Origin of the sequence: Maribacter polysaccharolyticus, from assembly GCF_028882255.1 — a bacterium.
In the GTDB taxonomy this organism is placed as follows: domain Bacteria; phylum Bacteroidota; class Bacteroidia; order Flavobacteriales; family Flavobacteriaceae; genus Maribacter_A; species Maribacter_A polysaccharolyticus.
On sequence record NZ_JARBUY010000001.1, the window covers coordinates 107431 to 123874 of the forward strand.

The following is a 16444-nucleotide window of genomic DNA, read 5'->3' on the forward strand; positions in this document are numbered from 1 at the left end:
TCCATTGGGAGGAAGGGCCGAACTTCAGGGATATTGGAAATTTCGGCTGATGATCATAGTCTGTTTAGGAATTAACAGGGTTTCCAATGAAAAAAAGCAGGATTAAGCAAATGATATTTTATATAAATGGTTACCTTTTGACGCTAAAAAAAATACCTGATAAACCCTATTTTCGATAAATACCTTAAATATTCCCTCATAAAATAATTTAAACCAAAGTATTATGGATAAAAACCGTAGAAACCTTGCGAAAATGTTGTCTTTAGGAGCAGTATTTCCAACCCAAATGGCCTATTCGTTCTCATCGATCATGGAGTCGGTGCAAGGGCATTCAGGAATGCCTCAGGATGCCATATGGGAAATACCCAAAACAAACATAGAAGAACTGTATAAAAAAGCCGTGGTTATTGATGGATTGACTATCACCAGAGGCTGGAGTGAGGTTTCCTTTAAGGCTTTGAATGAATCCGGATATACAGGTTTTCATGCCTCTTTGGTTTCAAGCAACTTTAAAACTGCGATGGCTTCGTTAGCTGAATGGAGGGATCGGATAGATGATAACCCCGATACGTTACTTTATGCTACGGGAGCAGATGATTTTGTACGAGCGAAAAAAGAGAATAAAAAAGCGGTTTTGCTAGGATTCCAATTCGCTACTATGGTGGAAGAATCCATTGATAACCTAGATATCCTGTACAATGCCGGTTCACGTTGGATCCAACTTACATATAACCAAAGGAATTTAATAGGGGATGGATGTACCGAACGCACCAATTCAGGGTTGTCCGATTTTGGAATTGAAGTCGTAGAGCGCATGAACGAATTGGGTATCATAATAGACCTGTCACATTGCGGTGAACAAACCACCCTTGAAGGGATCGAGTTCAGTAAAACCCCTGTTTCGATAAATCACGCCATGTGTGAGGCACTGTATAAAAATTATCCCCGGGCCAAAACGGACGAACAGATCAAGGCCATGGCCGATAAGGGGGGGGTAATGGGCATTATCTGTTTGGGTTATATGATCGGACCGAACTTGGGTACCGATACGACCTTGGAAACCTATGTGGATCATATCGATCATGCCGTAAAGGTTGGCGGGATCGATCATGTGGGTGTAGCCGCTGATTTTGGCATTGAAGGCATGCAAGCCCATGGAGCTACCTATGAAAATTGGTATGTGCCGCGCTTAACCCGTTTTAAGCCCTCATATAAGGTACAATGGCCACCGTGGATTCCTGAACTCGATAAACCGGATCGCTATTTACAAGTCGCCAAAGTCTTGGACAAAAGGGGCTACAGTACCGGGGATATCGAAAAGATATTGGGTCAAAACTGGTTGCGCTTTTATAACGAAACGTTGAAATAGGATTCCTTTAATATAGATCATCGTAAGGCATTATTGGGACTTGGCTCAAACCAAGTCCCAAATATTTTATGAGCGACCTTTTAATGATGGTCAAGAACAGTAAGCGTTCCCGTTTGGTATTAAAACGATTTTCCCCGGCCTTGATAGGGGTTTGCCGTACAAGTTTTTTCGTTTTGGGGTCTCGTCATTAAAAATATACATACCAATCTTTGGCGAGTGCCTGCTTTTGTTGCATGCGGGTAAGCTTAGACCAACCCTTGATCTTGACGCCTCCGGTGTATAATTTAGGTTTGGAATAGTACGGTTTAATGTTCAAACCGTATACGTTATCGTATACTATGGATCAATCTCAAAAGTTGTGTGCGAATTGAATTCATAACCGAAAAAGAATAGGGAAACCTATTTTTCCTATTCTTTTCAACTTTTAAATATCGAAAGTGATCATTGGTATTCTTGAAACCTAGGGTCATTGGGTTCGAAATACTATTGGGGGTATATCTCCTTCTGTGGTGTAGTCAACATGGCCGTAAATAATTATTGAAGCCTTGGAAATAATTTAGGCCATGGTGGCGGACCCAAAAATCCCAAAATTTTTGGGGACACATAATGAAGGAGTGTCTTTTCTTTTGTTTCGTTTTCTTTGGACAAGCAAAGAAAATGAAAAAATAAAGTATCCATGAACCTCTTTGGTCATTTGCATCGTTCAGGCAAAGAAAACGAAGATTCACGAAATCTTATGATAATCAATAATGACCACTTGAGTAAAAAGAAAGAATAATCTCAACCAAAGTGGATTATTTGCATAAACACAATATTTGGTCATGATCCTATACTATAGCTATGAGTACGGAATTAAAAGACATAAAAAAACGGCTTGTGCGTACACAAACCGTTGATTTTACAGGCATTGACCTTAGTAGCGAGAGAGGGACTTGAACCCTCGGCCTCCGGGTTATGAATCCGACGCTCTAACCAGCTGAGCTACCTCGCCATTCGATATTTATTCCGACCGGAACATCAATCCCATCGTTCTAAGCGGCTGCAAATATAAAGGTAAATTTTTTGTTCTTCAACATTCATGTCGAAAAAAAATATTCTAACCGTTTTATTTTTTTATCATGTAGATTTCTATATATTGCCCATAATAAATAACAACATGAATGAGCGATAAGACTAAATATGAAATTGAATTCGTAATACAATCATCACCCCAATTATTATATCAATATCTTTCTACCCCTTCCGGCCTTTCGGAATGGTTTGCCGATAATGTGAATTCCCGAGGGGAAATGTTCACATTCATTTGGGATGGTGCCGAAGAAGAAGCTAAATTGTTAAAACGTAAAAGTGATGAATTCGTCCGATTTGCCTGGGTGGATAATGAAGATGATTCTTTCTTTGAAATGCGGATTATTGTGGATGAGATCACTAAGGACGTTTCCCTTTTTATCATTGATTTTGCGGAAGAAGATGAAATAGAGGAAGCTAAAATGCTTTGGCAAAATCAGGTCACCGATCTAAAACAGGTTTTGGGGTCAAATTAAGATCCACAAGGATATATACCGTATATTTGGCCCCGATAAATATCAGGGCTTTTTTTATGATCAATTTCAACGGGGAACTAGTTAAAAAAAACAGTCATTTTCTAAATCATGAAAATAGGGGATTGCGGTATGGCGATGCCTTATTTGAGAGTATCAGGGTAGTAAACGCCAAAATTTATTTCCTGGAGGAACATTATTTGCGATTAATGTCCTCAATGCGGATTCTGAGGATGGAGATTCCGATGGACTTTACCATGGAATTTTTGGAAGAACAAATATTAAGTACATTAAAAAGCAATCACCTTGATCAAAAACCGGCAAGGGTACGTGTAACCGTCTTCAGGAATGATGGCGGACTGTATGCTCCGGATTCCAATGATATATCTTTTATCATTGATACCAAGGAGCTGTCCACAACTTTTTACGGCTTTGAAGATACTACTTATGAGGTAGGACTTTTTAAGGATTTTTATCTGAACCAGGATATCCTATCAACCCTGAAAACAAACAATAAAATCCTGAATGTGGTAGGGAGTATTTTTGCCAAGGAAAATGACCTGGATAATTGCCTATTATTGAACACCCAAAAAAACGTGGTCGAAAGCCTTAATGGCAATCTCTTTTTGGTCAAAGGTAACGTCGTAAAAACACCACCGCTTTCCGACGGATGCTTAAATGGGATCATTCGAAAGAAATTGATCGGAATATTTGAAAATCTAGGGGAATATGAATTGGAGTTGACCTCAATTTCCCCATTTGAACTACAAAAAGCCGATGAGCTCTTTATTACCAATGCCATTATTGGCATACAGCCCATCACGAAATACAGGAAAAAACAATTCAATACCGGGTTGTCCAAGAATCTTTTGGGCAAATTGAATACTTTGGCGAGACTTTCCTAAGGGCAAAGGGGACTAATTGAGGCTGGGATTTTCCGGGGCATTGGACCATATAAGGTAATTTCCTCCCAATTCCATCATTTTTTCCTTCCAAAAGGCGACTGAGGATTTTTGTATTATTCCACTTTCATACTCATTGGGTACGACAATCCATGAATTTGACAAGAGTTCCTCGTCCAATTGAAACGAAGACCATCCGGAGTATCCAAGAAAAAATCTAATGTCATCATTTGTAATGATCTTATCATTGATAAGCTGTACGGTGGTTTCAAAATCACCTCCCCAATAAATTCCGTCCGAAATTTCGATACTGTTACTGATCAAGTCCGGCACTTTATGTATAAAATACAGATTATCCTGTTCTACAGGCCCTCCATTATACACCTGTAAGGGAACCGTTATTTCCTTGACCAGTTCATTGATACTGTATTCCAAAGGCTTATTAAGGATAAAACCTACGGAACCTTCATCATTGTGTTCGGCCAATAAAACCACAGACCTATTAAAGGAAACATCCCCTGTCAATGAGGGTTCCGCGATAAGTAATTTGCCTTTATTTGGTTTAATACCGATCATATTTTCTATATAAGTATTCCCTAAAATAAGATATTTCCCATAAATCACCAATAGGTATAAAAAAAAACCTTGACTAAAAGTCAAGGTTTTCAATAAATTAGGTAAATATGAATTAGTTTACCGCTTTGCCTAAATCAGCACCAGCTTTAAACTTAACAACATTTTTAGCAGCAATTTTGATGGTTTTCCCAGTTGATGGGTTTCTACCTTCTCTTGCATTTCTTTTTGATACAGACCAAGATCCGAATCCTACTAATGATACACGATCACCTTTTTTTAGGGAACTCTCAACGTTTCCTAAAAAAGATTCCAATGACTTTTTAGCAGCAGCTTTTGTGATGCCAGCGTCAGCGGCCATAGCATCGATTAATTCTGTTTTGTTCATAATGTAATTAAATTAATTGTTTTCAAATAACTTTAAACTTATAAACAAATTTATACGGATTTCGCTTGAACGCAAGTAAAATAAGGGGAAATCGGCATTTTTGTTGATAACTATACACCTTTGTTGATAAAGTAGGAAGTTTTTGACGTTTCTCGCAGCCCAATAGGCACGGGGCTTTACACCACTACGGCTGTTTTCGATAATTTTAACCCATTTAATACATCCTTGGTATCCATTCTCCTTTTGCCCGGCAATTGAATTTCCAATAAAACAATATAGCCACCCTTGGCCGCAACCTTCATTTCGGATTTTGTACAAAAAATCCGTCCTATATCATATGCATGGCTTTCCTCCTCCATGGAAGCCTTATAGATTTTAAGGAAGATTTCTTCTTCTTCGTTGTTTAAGGTGGTCCATGATCCTGGGTACGGACTTAGCCCCCTAATAAAGTCGTAGATCTGCTTTAAAGGCAGGCTCCAATCTATTTCGCATGTATCTTTATGTATTTTTGGTGCACTCTTTAAATTGGCGCTGAAATCCTGTGGGGTACGTTCAATGGAGCCATCTATGATTTGCAACACCGTTTTAAGTACCGTTTCTGCCCCTAAATGCATCAATTTATCATGTAAGGTCCCTGCCGTGTCATCTTTGGTGATCGCTATTTTGTCTTGCATGATCATTTCCCCCGTATCGATCTTATCATCTATGTAAAAGGTTGTGACCCCAGTTTGCACCTCCCCATTGATGATGGCCCAATTGATGGGTGCCGCCCCCCTATAATTCGGTAAAAGGGAGGCATGTAAGTTGAATGTACCATAGGTGGGCATTTCCCATACGACCCTTGGCAACATTCTAAAAGCGACCACAATTTGCAGGTTGGCTTTTAAGGCCTTCAATTCTTCTAAAAATGCCGCATCCTTGAGGTTTGTAGGTTGCAAAACGGTAATCCCTTTCCCTTCAGCGTATTCTTTTACGGCCGATTTATGAACCTTCCTGCCACGGCCCGCCTGTCTGTCGGGTGCGGTCAATACCCCCACAATATTATAATTGTTCTGTACCAAGGCATCCAATATGGTTACGGCAAACTCCGGGGTTCCCATAAAAACGATCCTTAAGTTATCTTTTTGTAATGAGCTCATATTCATTTCTATTGTTTATTTTGATTTTTTCGGATTCCAATAACCCTCGCAGGGCTGTTAGAACCATGATTTCATTGAAAGGCAGTTCCCTGATCAAATCCCTGGAGGATTTTTTGGTTTTCCTTAGCGAGCGTATGATCTCTTCCTTAATAAAGGTAGTGGTGTTTACCTTTAGGGCTTTTTTGGCGGTGCACACATCACATGTACCACATTCCTCATCAATATTTTCCCCGAAATACCTTAATAATTGTATGTTTCTACATACTTTTTGATTTTTTACATAGGATAAAATCGCTTCAATATTCTCCGATTTGATTCTATTCAACGTTTTTACCTTTGGAGCGAATGCATTTATGGTGATGTCATCTTCCCTCGGAACCAGGAAAGTAACTTCCAAATCGCTATTTTGTTCGTGGTAATCGATAATTTCCGAGGCATGCAGCTTTCTCAGGGTATTGATCACCACATGTTCAGGAACACCAGCTTTCTTTGCGATCAAATAGGTGTTTATTTTGGTGTCAAATTCAAAAATACCCCCGTAAGTACGCAGAATGGTCCGGGTTATCTCTGCCAAGTTCCCGTGGTTTTCCAAATAAGAGAAAAGCTGTTCCTTATTGGTGGTAAAACACAAGGTGGTTTTTTTGGTAAAAGATTCCGAAAGTGCAATGACCGAATTTTGGTCCAATATCCGAAGGGCATTGTAAGTGATTATGGCATTTAGTTTGTAGGCTTCGCAGAACGCATTGAAATTCAATTGTAACCTTTCATTATAGCCTTCGCCATAGGCTATTTGAAAAAAATTATTGAGTTTGTTATAGACCAATTTCAAAAAGGGCATATCGGGTAGCACACTTAGAAATTGTTTCTTTACCTGATCGATATCCATGGTATTGGTGAGTAGCACGGCTTTTGCCGGGGCTCCATTTCTTCCGGCCCTTCCGGCTTCTTGGAAGTAATTTTCAATACAATCGGGAATTTGATAGTGGACCACCAATTGCACATCAGGTTTATCTATACCCATCCCGAAGGCATTGGTAGCGACCATGGTCCTCACTTTATTCCTTAACCACAGATCCAATCGTTGTTTCTTTTCTTGTTTGGACAACCCTCCGTGAAAATAAGCAGCGGAACACCCATTGGCCTGTAGGTAATTGGCTAAATCCTGGGAGGCTCGTCGTGTACGTACATAAACAATGGCACTATGCACGACAGAGGTACAAAGTTGTTTTAACCGATAACGCTTATCTTCTTCCCAAGATACCGAAAAAGCGATATTGTTTCGGGCAAAGGAGTCTTTTACGATCAATGGATCGGTCAAAGCAAGGTTTTCGACGATATCCAAAGTAACAGCTTGGGTCGCCGTGGCCGTCAAGGCGATAATGGGCACATCGGGGATCAGTTCCCTTAAGAGGGCACACTCCAAATAAGCGGGCCTAAAGTCGTGCCCCCATTGCGATATACAGTGGGCCTCATCAATAGCGATCAGATTTACGTTCATTTGCCGAATACGGTCACGTACCAACTCTTGTTTTAGCCTTTCGGGGGAGAGGTATAAAAATTTATAATTGCCGTACAAACAGTTATCGAGTAGATTGTTGACTTCCTCGAAGGGAATTCCTCCCGTCAAGGCAATGGCCTTTATCCCTTTTTCCCTTAAAACCGTTACCTGGTCCTGTATCAGGGCGATCAATGGAGAAATTACAATGCAAATACCCTCTTTGCACATGGCGGGCAGCTGAAAACAGAGCGATTTCCCCCCTCCGGTCGGTAACAGTCCCAGTACGTCCCGATTCGCGAGGACCGAATCGATGATTTTTTCTTGGGAGCCTCTAAAGGACCCAAATCCCCAATACTGCTCCAGTATGGCTATGGGGTCTTTATACATCAGATCGATTTTATATGGTCCAAAATAAATTGGACCCTTTCAATAACGCTTCCTTTGGGAACATGGGTAACATCGTATGAAAAATCACCGTAGGATCTGGCCAAACAATCGTGGATTTTAAGTGATTCTTCATAGGATTCAAAACGCTCATTGTCCGTCACATGGATCTCTTTCCATGGAGGCATCAAAAAAACATGGTCGTATCTCAACATTTGGCAAGGCTCCGAGAATTCAGATGCATAGGTTTGCCCAAAACAATCCATATAGGCCAACACATCGGGTATTCCACGATCGAAAAATACGATTTCCCTTGTAGATTCCAGCACCGAATGGTATTGGTTGATCCTTGCCTTCAGGATATTCATGTTAAAACTTTTGGGGTCTGGAACAGATACGATGGGGTTAGAAACCATCTTCACTTCTTGGCCCTGGGTTTTTTCCTCCATGGTCATATCCCTGATGACCTCATGCAAACAATGGAAACCATCTTTCTCCAACTGCTCAATGACCGATGTCTTACCCGTACTCGGTCCCCCGGTGATTACAATTTTTTTTGCTTTCAAATGTTTTCTATTAAAAATGTAAAAATACGGAATACGGGAATATTAAAAAATTGTTGTTGAAGCCCTATATTTGCATAAAATTGCAATAATGAGCCAAGAGAATCCTGAAGAGTTTTATGAACGTTTACGGACCCAATTGGAAGATAGTACCCAATGGCCCTCTTTGTACCTGTACAAGTTCATTGTATTGACCGATGAGAAAAAAATCAGTCAGGTGCACTCCATTTTCAATAATTTAGGGGCCGTTATCGATTCAAAACTATCCAAGAACGGTAAATATACTAGCTTATCCATCAGGGTAAACCTCAAAAATCCCGATGCCGTAATCGCAAAATACAAGGAGGTTGGGGAAATTGAAGGGGTAATATCCTTATAAAATAGCTTTTACAGCATAATTTTCTTATTTTGCACCCGTTATAGAAATACTTCCTATACGCTTACAAAGCATTAAAACATATAATTTGAATTTAGTAGAAAACCTTGAATATAATACTGAGCGCCCAAAGCTCATTATTCCCGAATATGGTCGTCATTTCCAAAAAATGGTAGATCATGCCATATCGATCGAAGATCGTGAGGAACGCAATAAAGTAGCCCAAGCCATAATCAGTGTCATGGGTAATATACAGCCCCATTTAAGGGATGTACCCGATTTTCAGCACAAACTATGGGATCAATTGTTCATTATGTCCGATTTTAAATTGGATGTGGATTCCCCTTTCCCGATAACCTCCAAGGAGGTCTTACAACAAAGACCGGAACCACTTGGCTATCCGCAGAACTTTCCGAAATACCGTTTTTACGGGAATAACATCAAGCGTATGATCGATGTTGCCGTGGAGTGGGACAAAGGCGATATGCGCGACGGACTGGAATATGCCATCGCCAACCATATGAAAAAATGTTACCTTAATTGGAACAAGGATACGGTGGATGATAAAGTGATTTTCAAGCACCTTTATGAGTTGAGCGACGGTCAGATAGATTTGGCCAAAGAAGGGGAAAACCTGACCGATAGTGGCCAATTCCTTAAAAATAGAGTGGCAAAAAATCCTCGTAGTAGTTCTGGCAAGAAAAATCAAAGAAGCAATAATCGCGGTAAAAAGCGATACTAATAGTCTCAATCCTCAATGGGAACGTTTAAAATTGAAGGCGGCCATCAGTTATCCGGGGAAATTACCCCACAAGGCGCCAAAAACGAAGCATTGCAGATACTTTGTGCAGTGTTGTTGACAGCTGAAAAGGTTACCGTAAACAATATTCCCGACATCGTTGATGTCAATAAACTCATTTCCTTATTGGAGGATCTGGGCGTTAAGATCCAAAAGAAGGGAAAAGGTTCGTATACCTTTAAGGCCGATGATGTAAACCTCGATTATCTACAATCCGATCAATTCAAGGAAGACGGTAGGGGGCTTAGAGGCTCGATCATGCTCGTAGGACCTTTATTGGCCCGTTTCGGCAAAGGCTATATTCCCAAACCCGGAGGAGATAAAATCGGAAGGAGAAGGTTGGACACCCATTTTGAGGGATTCATTAACCTAGGGGCCAAATTCCGATACAACAAAGAGGAACATTTTTATGGGGTGGAGGCCAAAAGGTTGAAAGGCACCTACATGTTGCTCGATGAAGCCTCGGTAACGGGAACCGCCAATATTGTTATGGCGGCCGTACTTGCCGAAGGCAAAACCACCATCTATAATGCGGCCTGTGAGCCCTATTTGCAGCAACTATGCAAGATGTTGAACCGAATGGGGGCCAAGATCTCTGGGATCGGTTCAAACCTATTGACCATAGAAGGGGTTGATACGTTGGGAGGAACCGAACATACCATGTTACCCGATATGATCGAGATCGGAAGTTGGATCGGATTGGCGGCCATGACCAAAAGTGAACTGACGGTCAAGAACGTAAGTTGGAACGATTTGGGACAAATACCGACCGTTTTCAGAAAATTAGGGGTGACCATAGAAAGGAAAGGCGATGATATATATATACCTGAGCACAAGGATGGTTATAAAATACAGAGTTTTATTGACGGCTCAATTCTTACGATCGCCGATGCCCCATGGCCGGGACTTACACCCGATTTATTGAGTATAATTTTAGTAATGGCCACCCAAGCGAAAGGGGAGGTCCTGATTCACCAAAAGATGTTCGAAAGCCGCTTGTTCTTTGTGGATAAGTTGATCGATATGGGTGCAAAGATCATTTTGTGCGATCCGCATAGAGCCACTGTAATTGGCCATAATTTTAAATCGAAATTAAAGGCCACCACCATGGTATCACCCGATATTAGGGCAGGGGTTTCCCTTTTGATTGCTGCCTTATCGGCAAAAGGAACCTCTACGATCCATAATATTGAACAGATCGATCGGGGTTATGAGGATATCGATACCCGCCTACGGGCTATCGGGGCCAAAATCACCAGGGTGTAGTTTTTCGAAAAAGCAGGAGTTTTATTTTCCGTCTAGGGCTAGAGTTCGATTATTGAACTAGCTGAGGATTTCTATGAATTGACCCAAAACAGCCTGCACCCAAGGAACTTTTTTGGGTATAGGTAGTTATTTCTAATACTTCATTAAGAGTTAACCCCGAGAGAATTATGGGAGGGGATATCATTTTTCTCTTCTGTTTTTCTTCTATCTAAAAAGGCTTGACTCTATTAATGGTGAAATACATCCCCCGTCGTGCAGGTACCCTCTTCACTTCGGCTGCGCTCAGTGCAGGCATAGGGGGAATTATTGTCCCCTTGAGGGGACTACAGGGGTGTTTTACTCCATACATTATACTTAATACTTTTTTACATCCCCCGCCTTACAGGCACCCCCTTCACTTCGCCTGCGCTCGCGCTAGCGGGAGGAATTGGTTACATTGGCGCTAAGAAGGCCGCACCAAAGAAATAGGATGATATATAGGTAGTTGTTTATCATACTACGTGAAGTTTATCGTGTTTAAGTACCTCCAAAAAAATTATAGGAGGCTATATCTTTTTTATTCATCTTTCTGTTTTTCCTTCTATCTACATCGGTTCGACCCTTTTAATGGGGAAATACATCCCCCGCCCTGCGGGCACCCCCTTCAAAGGGGGATTTATTGTCCCCTTTGAGGGGACGGTAAAGTAATGGGGACACTACTTTACAGGGGTGTTTTGAACATGGCACGAGCCTGTTATAGGCAGACAAGTGCGATGTCTCCGTAATAGGAGAAGAATATTTTTTTACATATATATATAATTTGCGAATAGTTCATTTTTATTAATAAACAAGTTATATAGCTTAGTTATATTTAAAATTTCATAAACTCCCCTAGACTCTTTATATAAATTAGTTTTCGTTATCGGTCTTGTATTCATGTTTGGAGATAAATCTCCAAAAATCCTTGTGTCTAAATTCTCAAAAAGGAATAACAAATCTTTCACAGGTTTCTCTGGATTAGCATTTTTATCTAAACGGATGATTTCTTTAATCACTACACCACTAGTTTGAATAATATTATACTTAACTATCTCATATTTTCTATTTGAATATTCAAGGTCTAATTTACTTGTAAGAACTATAGAATCATTGTTCTTCTTTATTTGAGCAATCAATAACTTATCTTGCTTTTTAAACTGGGCAATACTTACATTGTCAAATAAAGCTGTAAAGTAGTTATTGCCCTTTACTATTTCTTTGTAACCAATATTTGCGCAATCTAGATTTTCGGACAAAGTCAATTTAGAAGCAAGGTTTTCGTTTTTTTGAATTGAGGCTAATTCTTCATATAGTTTCGTAAAATCAAGCCCTTCCCCAGTTGAATTTACTTTGTTCAGTATATTATTGACATCATTATCCATACTATTAGCTTCAACTAAATTTGATAAAACACATGGCTTAAAAAGCATTAAACAGTCCCTGATTTTCTTTTGGTTTGTTTTTTTTTGGATTAACCAATTGTCACCTACTTTAATCAGGTCTAGTAAGGTAGGAAACGGAAAATCTATTCCTTTTATCTTAGCTATAAACATGATGTAACACATTTCATTTCCTTGAAAGTTATATGTTGTTTTATGTAATAATTGCACATAAGAATCCTCCTCGGGTGTTTCAACGATTTTGCGGAAATGTTTGTCTTTTTTAGGGCGAAATAGTTTTTTGTCAAAATATAAAGATTCCAAAGTCTCATTTGATGGGGCAAAAAAGTAACCTCTCGCAGTAGCTTCTGGACTAGTCAATTTAAAAGCTGACTCATCTGTTATTTTTTTTAATTTATTTTCATTTTCTTGATAGACTTTAAACTCTACTTCGCTACTTTGATTATATTCAAGAACTTTTTGAGCTTCCGCTTTAGACCAAAAAAGAACTAAAAAAATAAGAATAATATTTTTCATATAGATTTTTTATAATTAGTAAATAAGTAGATCACGAATCCCAATAACGGGAAAAATGAAATTTTAAAATATAATCCTGCAAATACTGAAAAGTATTGCCCTTTGAAATAATCGCTTGGAGCATTTTTAAGAAAATATTTGTTAGTTAACTTACTCCTGTAAACAGCAAATCTTGAGTTAAAATTGAAGTACTTTTTATTTGCCATTGAGAGTTCAATTTTATTTTTATATCTATCGGATACCGCTTCGATTATAAGGGTTCTGGTAGTGCTACCTGATGTCGATCTTTTTTCTCTAGTGCGCAATAGTGATAGCGTATCTATCTCCATATATATATCTTTATTTTTTAAACTTTTATAATTTTCATAGTCATCAAAATACTTACCACCCACAAGTGCAAAGACTGAGGTTAATAATGAAATTAAAAAGTTAGCAACCATTAAAAATGCTATAATCGGTAATATTTTTTTTAATATCGTACTTCCCATACCTTTTTGTCAATTTGGTAATCCATGTCATAATCTTTAACGCTAAAAGTAATCACGGGTTCAAAAACTAAATCAAAACCCTCTTCAATTAATGGAGAATAAAATTCATTATTTTTCATATCGTATTCAATCAAAGTGGCCTTTCCTGCAAGCGCGAGCGGCAGACTCGTACCCATCCAGTACTTATATACGGTTACTTCCTTCATAATTTCAAACTACCCAAATGCATACCCTATTTATCTATTCTTAAAAACGATACCCAAGGTAAAGAACATCCCCCGTCCTGCGGGCACCCCCTTCACTTCGACTGCGCTCAGTGCAGGCATCGGGGGAATTGGTTGCGTTGGCACTAAGAAGACCGCACCAAAATATTAGGATGATATGTAGGTAGTTGTTTTTCATACTACTGGGTTATGATTTTGTTTTTCTTCTAATTTTCGCTTTGTTCTACTCCTTACTTCTTACTCATGTTCGGCACGGGCGTGATGCTCGCGCTAGCAGGAGGGGGAATTATGATTTCATTATTTAATCATTTTTGTTCTTTAACTTAAATCCTCTGAAGATATATTTTAGGCCTTCTAGCTTGCTGTTTATAGAATTAGGTAAATTTGGAAATTCGCCAGTTTTTTGATAAATTTTAAAAATGTCTATAAAAACTAAGGAGCTTAGAAAAAAGGCCAATAGTCCTATAGCGATAAAAATAATTCCTAATCCATAATAAATTACTTTTCCCACAATCGTAGGCTTGTTTCCCACCAAATAATAATCATCTATGGCAAGGACTTCTATATGTTTCCCATTTAACTTAAATATAATATTTCTCAAAGATTGTAACTGTTTGGAGGTTAGCTTAAATGGCAATATTTCTCTTATATTGTTGGTTGTAACAAATTTTTCCTTAACCAAAAATGAGATGACTTCTTTATGCTCTTTTTCGGGAATGAAGTAGTTTTTATTTACGGTATCACCCTTATTGATAATCAACTTTAATTGCATATATTTTTCACTGTCAAATGCATAATCTAAACTGAAATACCTTACCCTGGAAGTATTTGAAAAATTGGTCTTATCTGACTTGGCTTTTTTATAGAAAGTAGGACCTACGGCAAATACCAGTGCAATGCTCAATCCGAACATAAAACCAAATTTTAATATGTATTCTAACATCTTCATCAGGCAATAAAAGCTATACTTTAACTTTATTTATAATATTTCACCTATACGAAACTGGACATATCTCCATGTCTAGTTTGAAAATCACTTGGAACTGCTCTTACTTTTTCAGCCAAATCATCAATAAAGGATTCACCAAATTTTTCAAAACCTTCTTTTTCAGATTCATTCAATTCAATGTTCACTGTAAAAAGCGCAACACTACCACATAAAACAGATAAAATCATTTTATCCTTTTTCTCAAAAAGAGTGTATTCCCAATTTTTCTTTATAACTTCTTTCATTTTATATTGGTTATCGTTTCTGTATAACTTCCGGCTGGAATGGCATCTAGTACTATCTCCGAATATCCATTTGGTAGCACCCCCGCTAGCGCGAGCGTCACGCTCGAGCCCGTATAGCCTATGTTGTTATTCGTTCCAATCATAGTTCCATCATGCCCAAATGCATGCCCAAAGGAGACAGTAGCAAAAGGATTGTTAAGATATATTTGTAGTTTTTTGTCATACTACGTATTTTCTTTCTTTAGTTAAAAGTATTTTGATATTTATTATAAAATTTAAACGTTAAATAGATTATATAGCTCCCAATCAAAAGAGGAAGCACTATCCAAAGCATAAAAAATAGTATTTCATTTCTTTTTTTGATTATTACCTTGTTGTTTAGAGATAACTCCTGTATATAACCGTTTGGTAAATAGGACAAGCTTACTTTATCAACTTCAATAATTTCTTCTACATTCAAAAGTTTTTTAAAGCGAAGTAATTTATTCCGTTGTTCTTGTATGGATTTGTTATTACTATTTAAGAATTGAAATTCATTTTCACCAAAAGATTTTGAAAATGAAACCAATATTAGATATCTGTCTTCTTCTTCTGAAGATAATTCTGCTTTTAACTTTAGGGTATCAAAATCTAAATGCAGCACAGATTTTTTTTCTCTATATGAACCTTTTTCCAAACTTAAAACAGCTGCGTTGCTGGTTAATTGTCTTGGTTCAGGAGCTTGGATATAAAGAATGACTAGAAGAATACCCCAAAATAAGGGTAATATCCCTAACATGAAAAAAATAAACGGCCCACGACGGTAGCGTCTATTCATTACCCATTTTGGTATTTGTGGTTTTATTTTATTTTCTTCTTTTATAACTGTCATTTTTTATTTAATTCCACACAACTCAAACGTCTTTAACAAGGCCTTGCCTAAATCTTTATCCGAAGCAATAAAATAGTCCAACTCAATATTCGGATGTTCTGTCTTTTTAAATCCTTTTTTCAAACCATGGTTATACCTAGGGCAAAAATGTATTGTCTTGTTAAGTAAAACTACAGGCGGGTTAAATACCTGTTTGAAAAATTCATTTGCGCTTTTGCAGCCTGACATCTTAACTAATGGATCGTTAACAGTTTTCCATTTTTCTCTGTCATACCTCTCTTTTCCAATTTCATAAGCTTCAATACACTCTCTTATAACTCTCCCTACTTTCTCCAGAGAATCATCAATACTAAGTTCTTGAATGGGCTCTGCTAAAACAGCCACACTTTGGGTGCCTTTTTTAGGGTGTATAAATATTCTTCTTCCTAACTGATATGCTCCAATACTTTTTTTCATTATGGAAATATTATTATGTTTAAAATAATATTTTTACTCGCAGCATTGGCCTCCTGCTAGCGCAAACGTCACGCTCGTGCCATATTGCTACGATATATAACATTAATCATCAATATTCTATTGTAAATAAATGTATCTAATTTTTGATGAATCATTGAGGTCATAGTCCTTTTAAAATCCTGATTATGGATTTTCCTGAACCAACACACCTTGGGTGATCAAATATTGTGCCGTGGCATAGGTACCCATGATCAATAAGTGGGAGTAGGGGACATCGATTATTGACACTCGCGTTAGCGGGAGGAATTGGTTACGTTGGCGCTAAGAAGGCCGCACCAAAATATTAGGATGATATATAGGTAGTTGTTTTTCATACTACTAGGTTATGATTTGTTTTTATTAAAAAGAGAGATAAAATGTTTCAACCCTTCCCAACGATT

At 38.2% G+C, this 16444-nt stretch carries 19 protein-coding genes and 1 tRNA gene; 6 read left to right on the top strand and 14 right to left on the bottom strand.

From position 1 onward, the window contains the following. The first annotated feature begins 223 nt into the window (after positions 1–223). Positions 224–1369, top strand: coding sequence for a dipeptidase (locus PHU20_RS00480; protein WP_274823368.1), 1146 nt, complete (start codon positions 224–226; stop codon positions 1367–1369). Positions 1370–2286: 917 nt separating this feature from the next. On the opposite strand, the gene PHU20_RS00485 is transcribed toward PHU20_RS00480, so the two are convergent. Continuing rightward, positions 2287–2360 (bottom strand) — tRNA-Met (locus PHU20_RS00485). 169 nt (positions 2361–2529) lie between these two features. Here PHU20_RS00485 and PHU20_RS00490 point away from each other — a divergent pair. Then, the gene (locus tag PHU20_RS00490; protein WP_274823369.1) at positions 2530–2913 is read left to right on the top strand and encodes an START-like domain-containing protein; all 384 of its coding nucleotides are present in this window, start codon (positions 2530–2532) and stop codon (positions 2911–2913) included. A 56-nt stretch (positions 2914–2969) separates the two neighbouring features. Then, positions 2970–3815 (top strand): aminotransferase class IV, encoded by an 846-nt coding sequence (locus tag PHU20_RS00495; RefSeq protein ID WP_274823370.1) that lies wholly within the window; start codon positions 2970–2972, stop codon positions 3813–3815. 12 nt (positions 3816–3827) lie between these two features. Here PHU20_RS00495 and PHU20_RS00500 read toward each other — a convergent pair whose 3' ends face one another. The 5 genes from PHU20_RS00500 to PHU20_RS00520 form a co-directional block, all read right to left on the bottom strand. Further along, positions 3828–4388, bottom strand: coding sequence for a YqgE/AlgH family protein (locus PHU20_RS00500; protein ID WP_274823371.1), 561 nt, complete (start codon positions 4386–4388; stop codon positions 3828–3830). Positions 4389–4500: 112 nt separating this feature from the next. Further along, positions 4501–4773 (bottom strand): HU family DNA-binding protein, encoded by a 273-nt coding sequence (locus PHU20_RS00505; protein ID WP_274823372.1) that lies wholly within the window; start codon positions 4771–4773, stop codon positions 4501–4503. Positions 4774–4949: 176 nt separating this feature from the next. Next, the gene (gene fmt / locus PHU20_RS00510) at positions 4950–5918 is read right to left on the bottom strand and encodes a methionyl-tRNA formyltransferase (protein ID WP_274823373.1); all 969 of its coding nucleotides are present in this window, start codon (positions 5916–5918) and stop codon (positions 4950–4952) included. After that, positions 5890–7797, bottom strand: a complete 1908-nt coding sequence (locus PHU20_RS00515) for a RecQ family ATP-dependent DNA helicase (RefSeq protein WP_274823374.1) — start codon at positions 7795–7797, stop codon at positions 5890–5892. Before PHU20_RS00515 ends, fmt begins: the two co-directional genes overlap by 29 nt. Next, entirely contained in the window at positions 7797–8360 is a 564-nt protein-coding gene (locus tag PHU20_RS00520) for an AAA family ATPase (RefSeq protein WP_274823375.1), read from the bottom strand. The genes PHU20_RS00515 and PHU20_RS00520 overlap by 1 nt, the downstream gene beginning before the upstream one ends. Before the next feature lie 88 nt (positions 8361–8448). Here PHU20_RS00520 and PHU20_RS00525 point away from each other — a divergent pair, with 88 nt between their 5' ends. The 3 genes from PHU20_RS00525 (at position 8449) to murA (ending at position 10798) form a co-directional block, all read left to right on the top strand. Then, positions 8449–8736 (top strand): DUF493 family protein, encoded by a 288-nt coding sequence (locus tag PHU20_RS00525; RefSeq protein ID WP_274823376.1) that lies wholly within the window; start codon positions 8449–8451, stop codon positions 8734–8736. An 85-nt stretch (positions 8737–8821) separates the two neighbouring features. Beyond that, a complete protein-coding gene (locus PHU20_RS00530; RefSeq protein WP_274823377.1) occupies positions 8822–9475 on the top strand; it encodes a DUF4290 domain-containing protein in 654 nt (217 codons plus the stop codon). A 15-nt stretch (positions 9476–9490) separates the two neighbouring features. After that, a complete protein-coding gene (gene murA, locus PHU20_RS00535; RefSeq protein WP_274823378.1) occupies positions 9491–10798 on the top strand; it encodes a UDP-N-acetylglucosamine 1-carboxyvinyltransferase in 1308 nt (435 codons plus the stop codon). Positions 10799–11580: 782 nt separating this feature from the next. Here murA and PHU20_RS00540 read toward each other — a convergent pair. The 8 genes from PHU20_RS00540 to PHU20_RS00575 form a co-directional block, all read right to left on the bottom strand. Next, positions 11581–12732 (bottom strand): hypothetical protein, encoded by a 1152-nt coding sequence (locus PHU20_RS00540; protein WP_274823379.1) that lies wholly within the window; start codon positions 12730–12732, stop codon positions 11581–11583. Next, positions 12729–13220 (bottom strand): hypothetical protein, encoded by a 492-nt coding sequence (locus PHU20_RS00545; protein WP_274823380.1) that lies wholly within the window; start codon positions 13218–13220, stop codon positions 12729–12731. Before PHU20_RS00545 ends, PHU20_RS00540 begins: the two co-directional genes overlap by 4 nt. Then, positions 13202–13396 carry a hypothetical protein gene (locus tag PHU20_RS00550; protein WP_274823381.1) on the bottom strand — a complete coding sequence of 65 codons (195 nt, stop codon included), beginning with the start codon at positions 13394–13396 and terminating at the stop codon, positions 13202–13204. The genes PHU20_RS00545 and PHU20_RS00550 overlap by 19 nt, the downstream gene beginning before the upstream one ends. A gap of 70 nt (positions 13397–13466) precedes the next feature. Next, positions 13467–13622 carry a hypothetical protein gene (locus PHU20_RS00555; protein ID WP_274823382.1) on the bottom strand — a complete coding sequence of 52 codons (156 nt, stop codon included), beginning with the start codon at positions 13620–13622 and terminating at the stop codon, positions 13467–13469. Positions 13623–13745: 123 nt separating this feature from the next. After that, the gene (locus tag PHU20_RS00560) at positions 13746–14357 is read right to left on the bottom strand and encodes a hypothetical protein (RefSeq protein WP_274823383.1); all 612 of its coding nucleotides are present in this window, start codon (positions 14355–14357) and stop codon (positions 13746–13748) included. An 80-nt stretch (positions 14358–14437) separates the two neighbouring features. Further along, positions 14438–14677, bottom strand: a complete 240-nt coding sequence (locus tag PHU20_RS00565) for a hypothetical protein (protein ID WP_274823384.1) — start codon at positions 14675–14677, stop codon at positions 14438–14440. A 241-nt stretch (positions 14678–14918) separates the two neighbouring features. Further along, positions 14919–15548, bottom strand: coding sequence for a hypothetical protein (locus PHU20_RS00570; protein ID WP_274823385.1), 630 nt, complete (start codon positions 15546–15548; stop codon positions 14919–14921). 3 nt (positions 15549–15551) lie between these two features. After that, on the bottom strand, positions 15552–16004 hold the full coding sequence (locus tag PHU20_RS00575) for a hypothetical protein (RefSeq protein ID WP_274823386.1): 453 nt from the start codon (positions 16002–16004) through the stop codon (positions 15552–15554). Positions 16005–16444 lie beyond the last annotated feature (440 nt).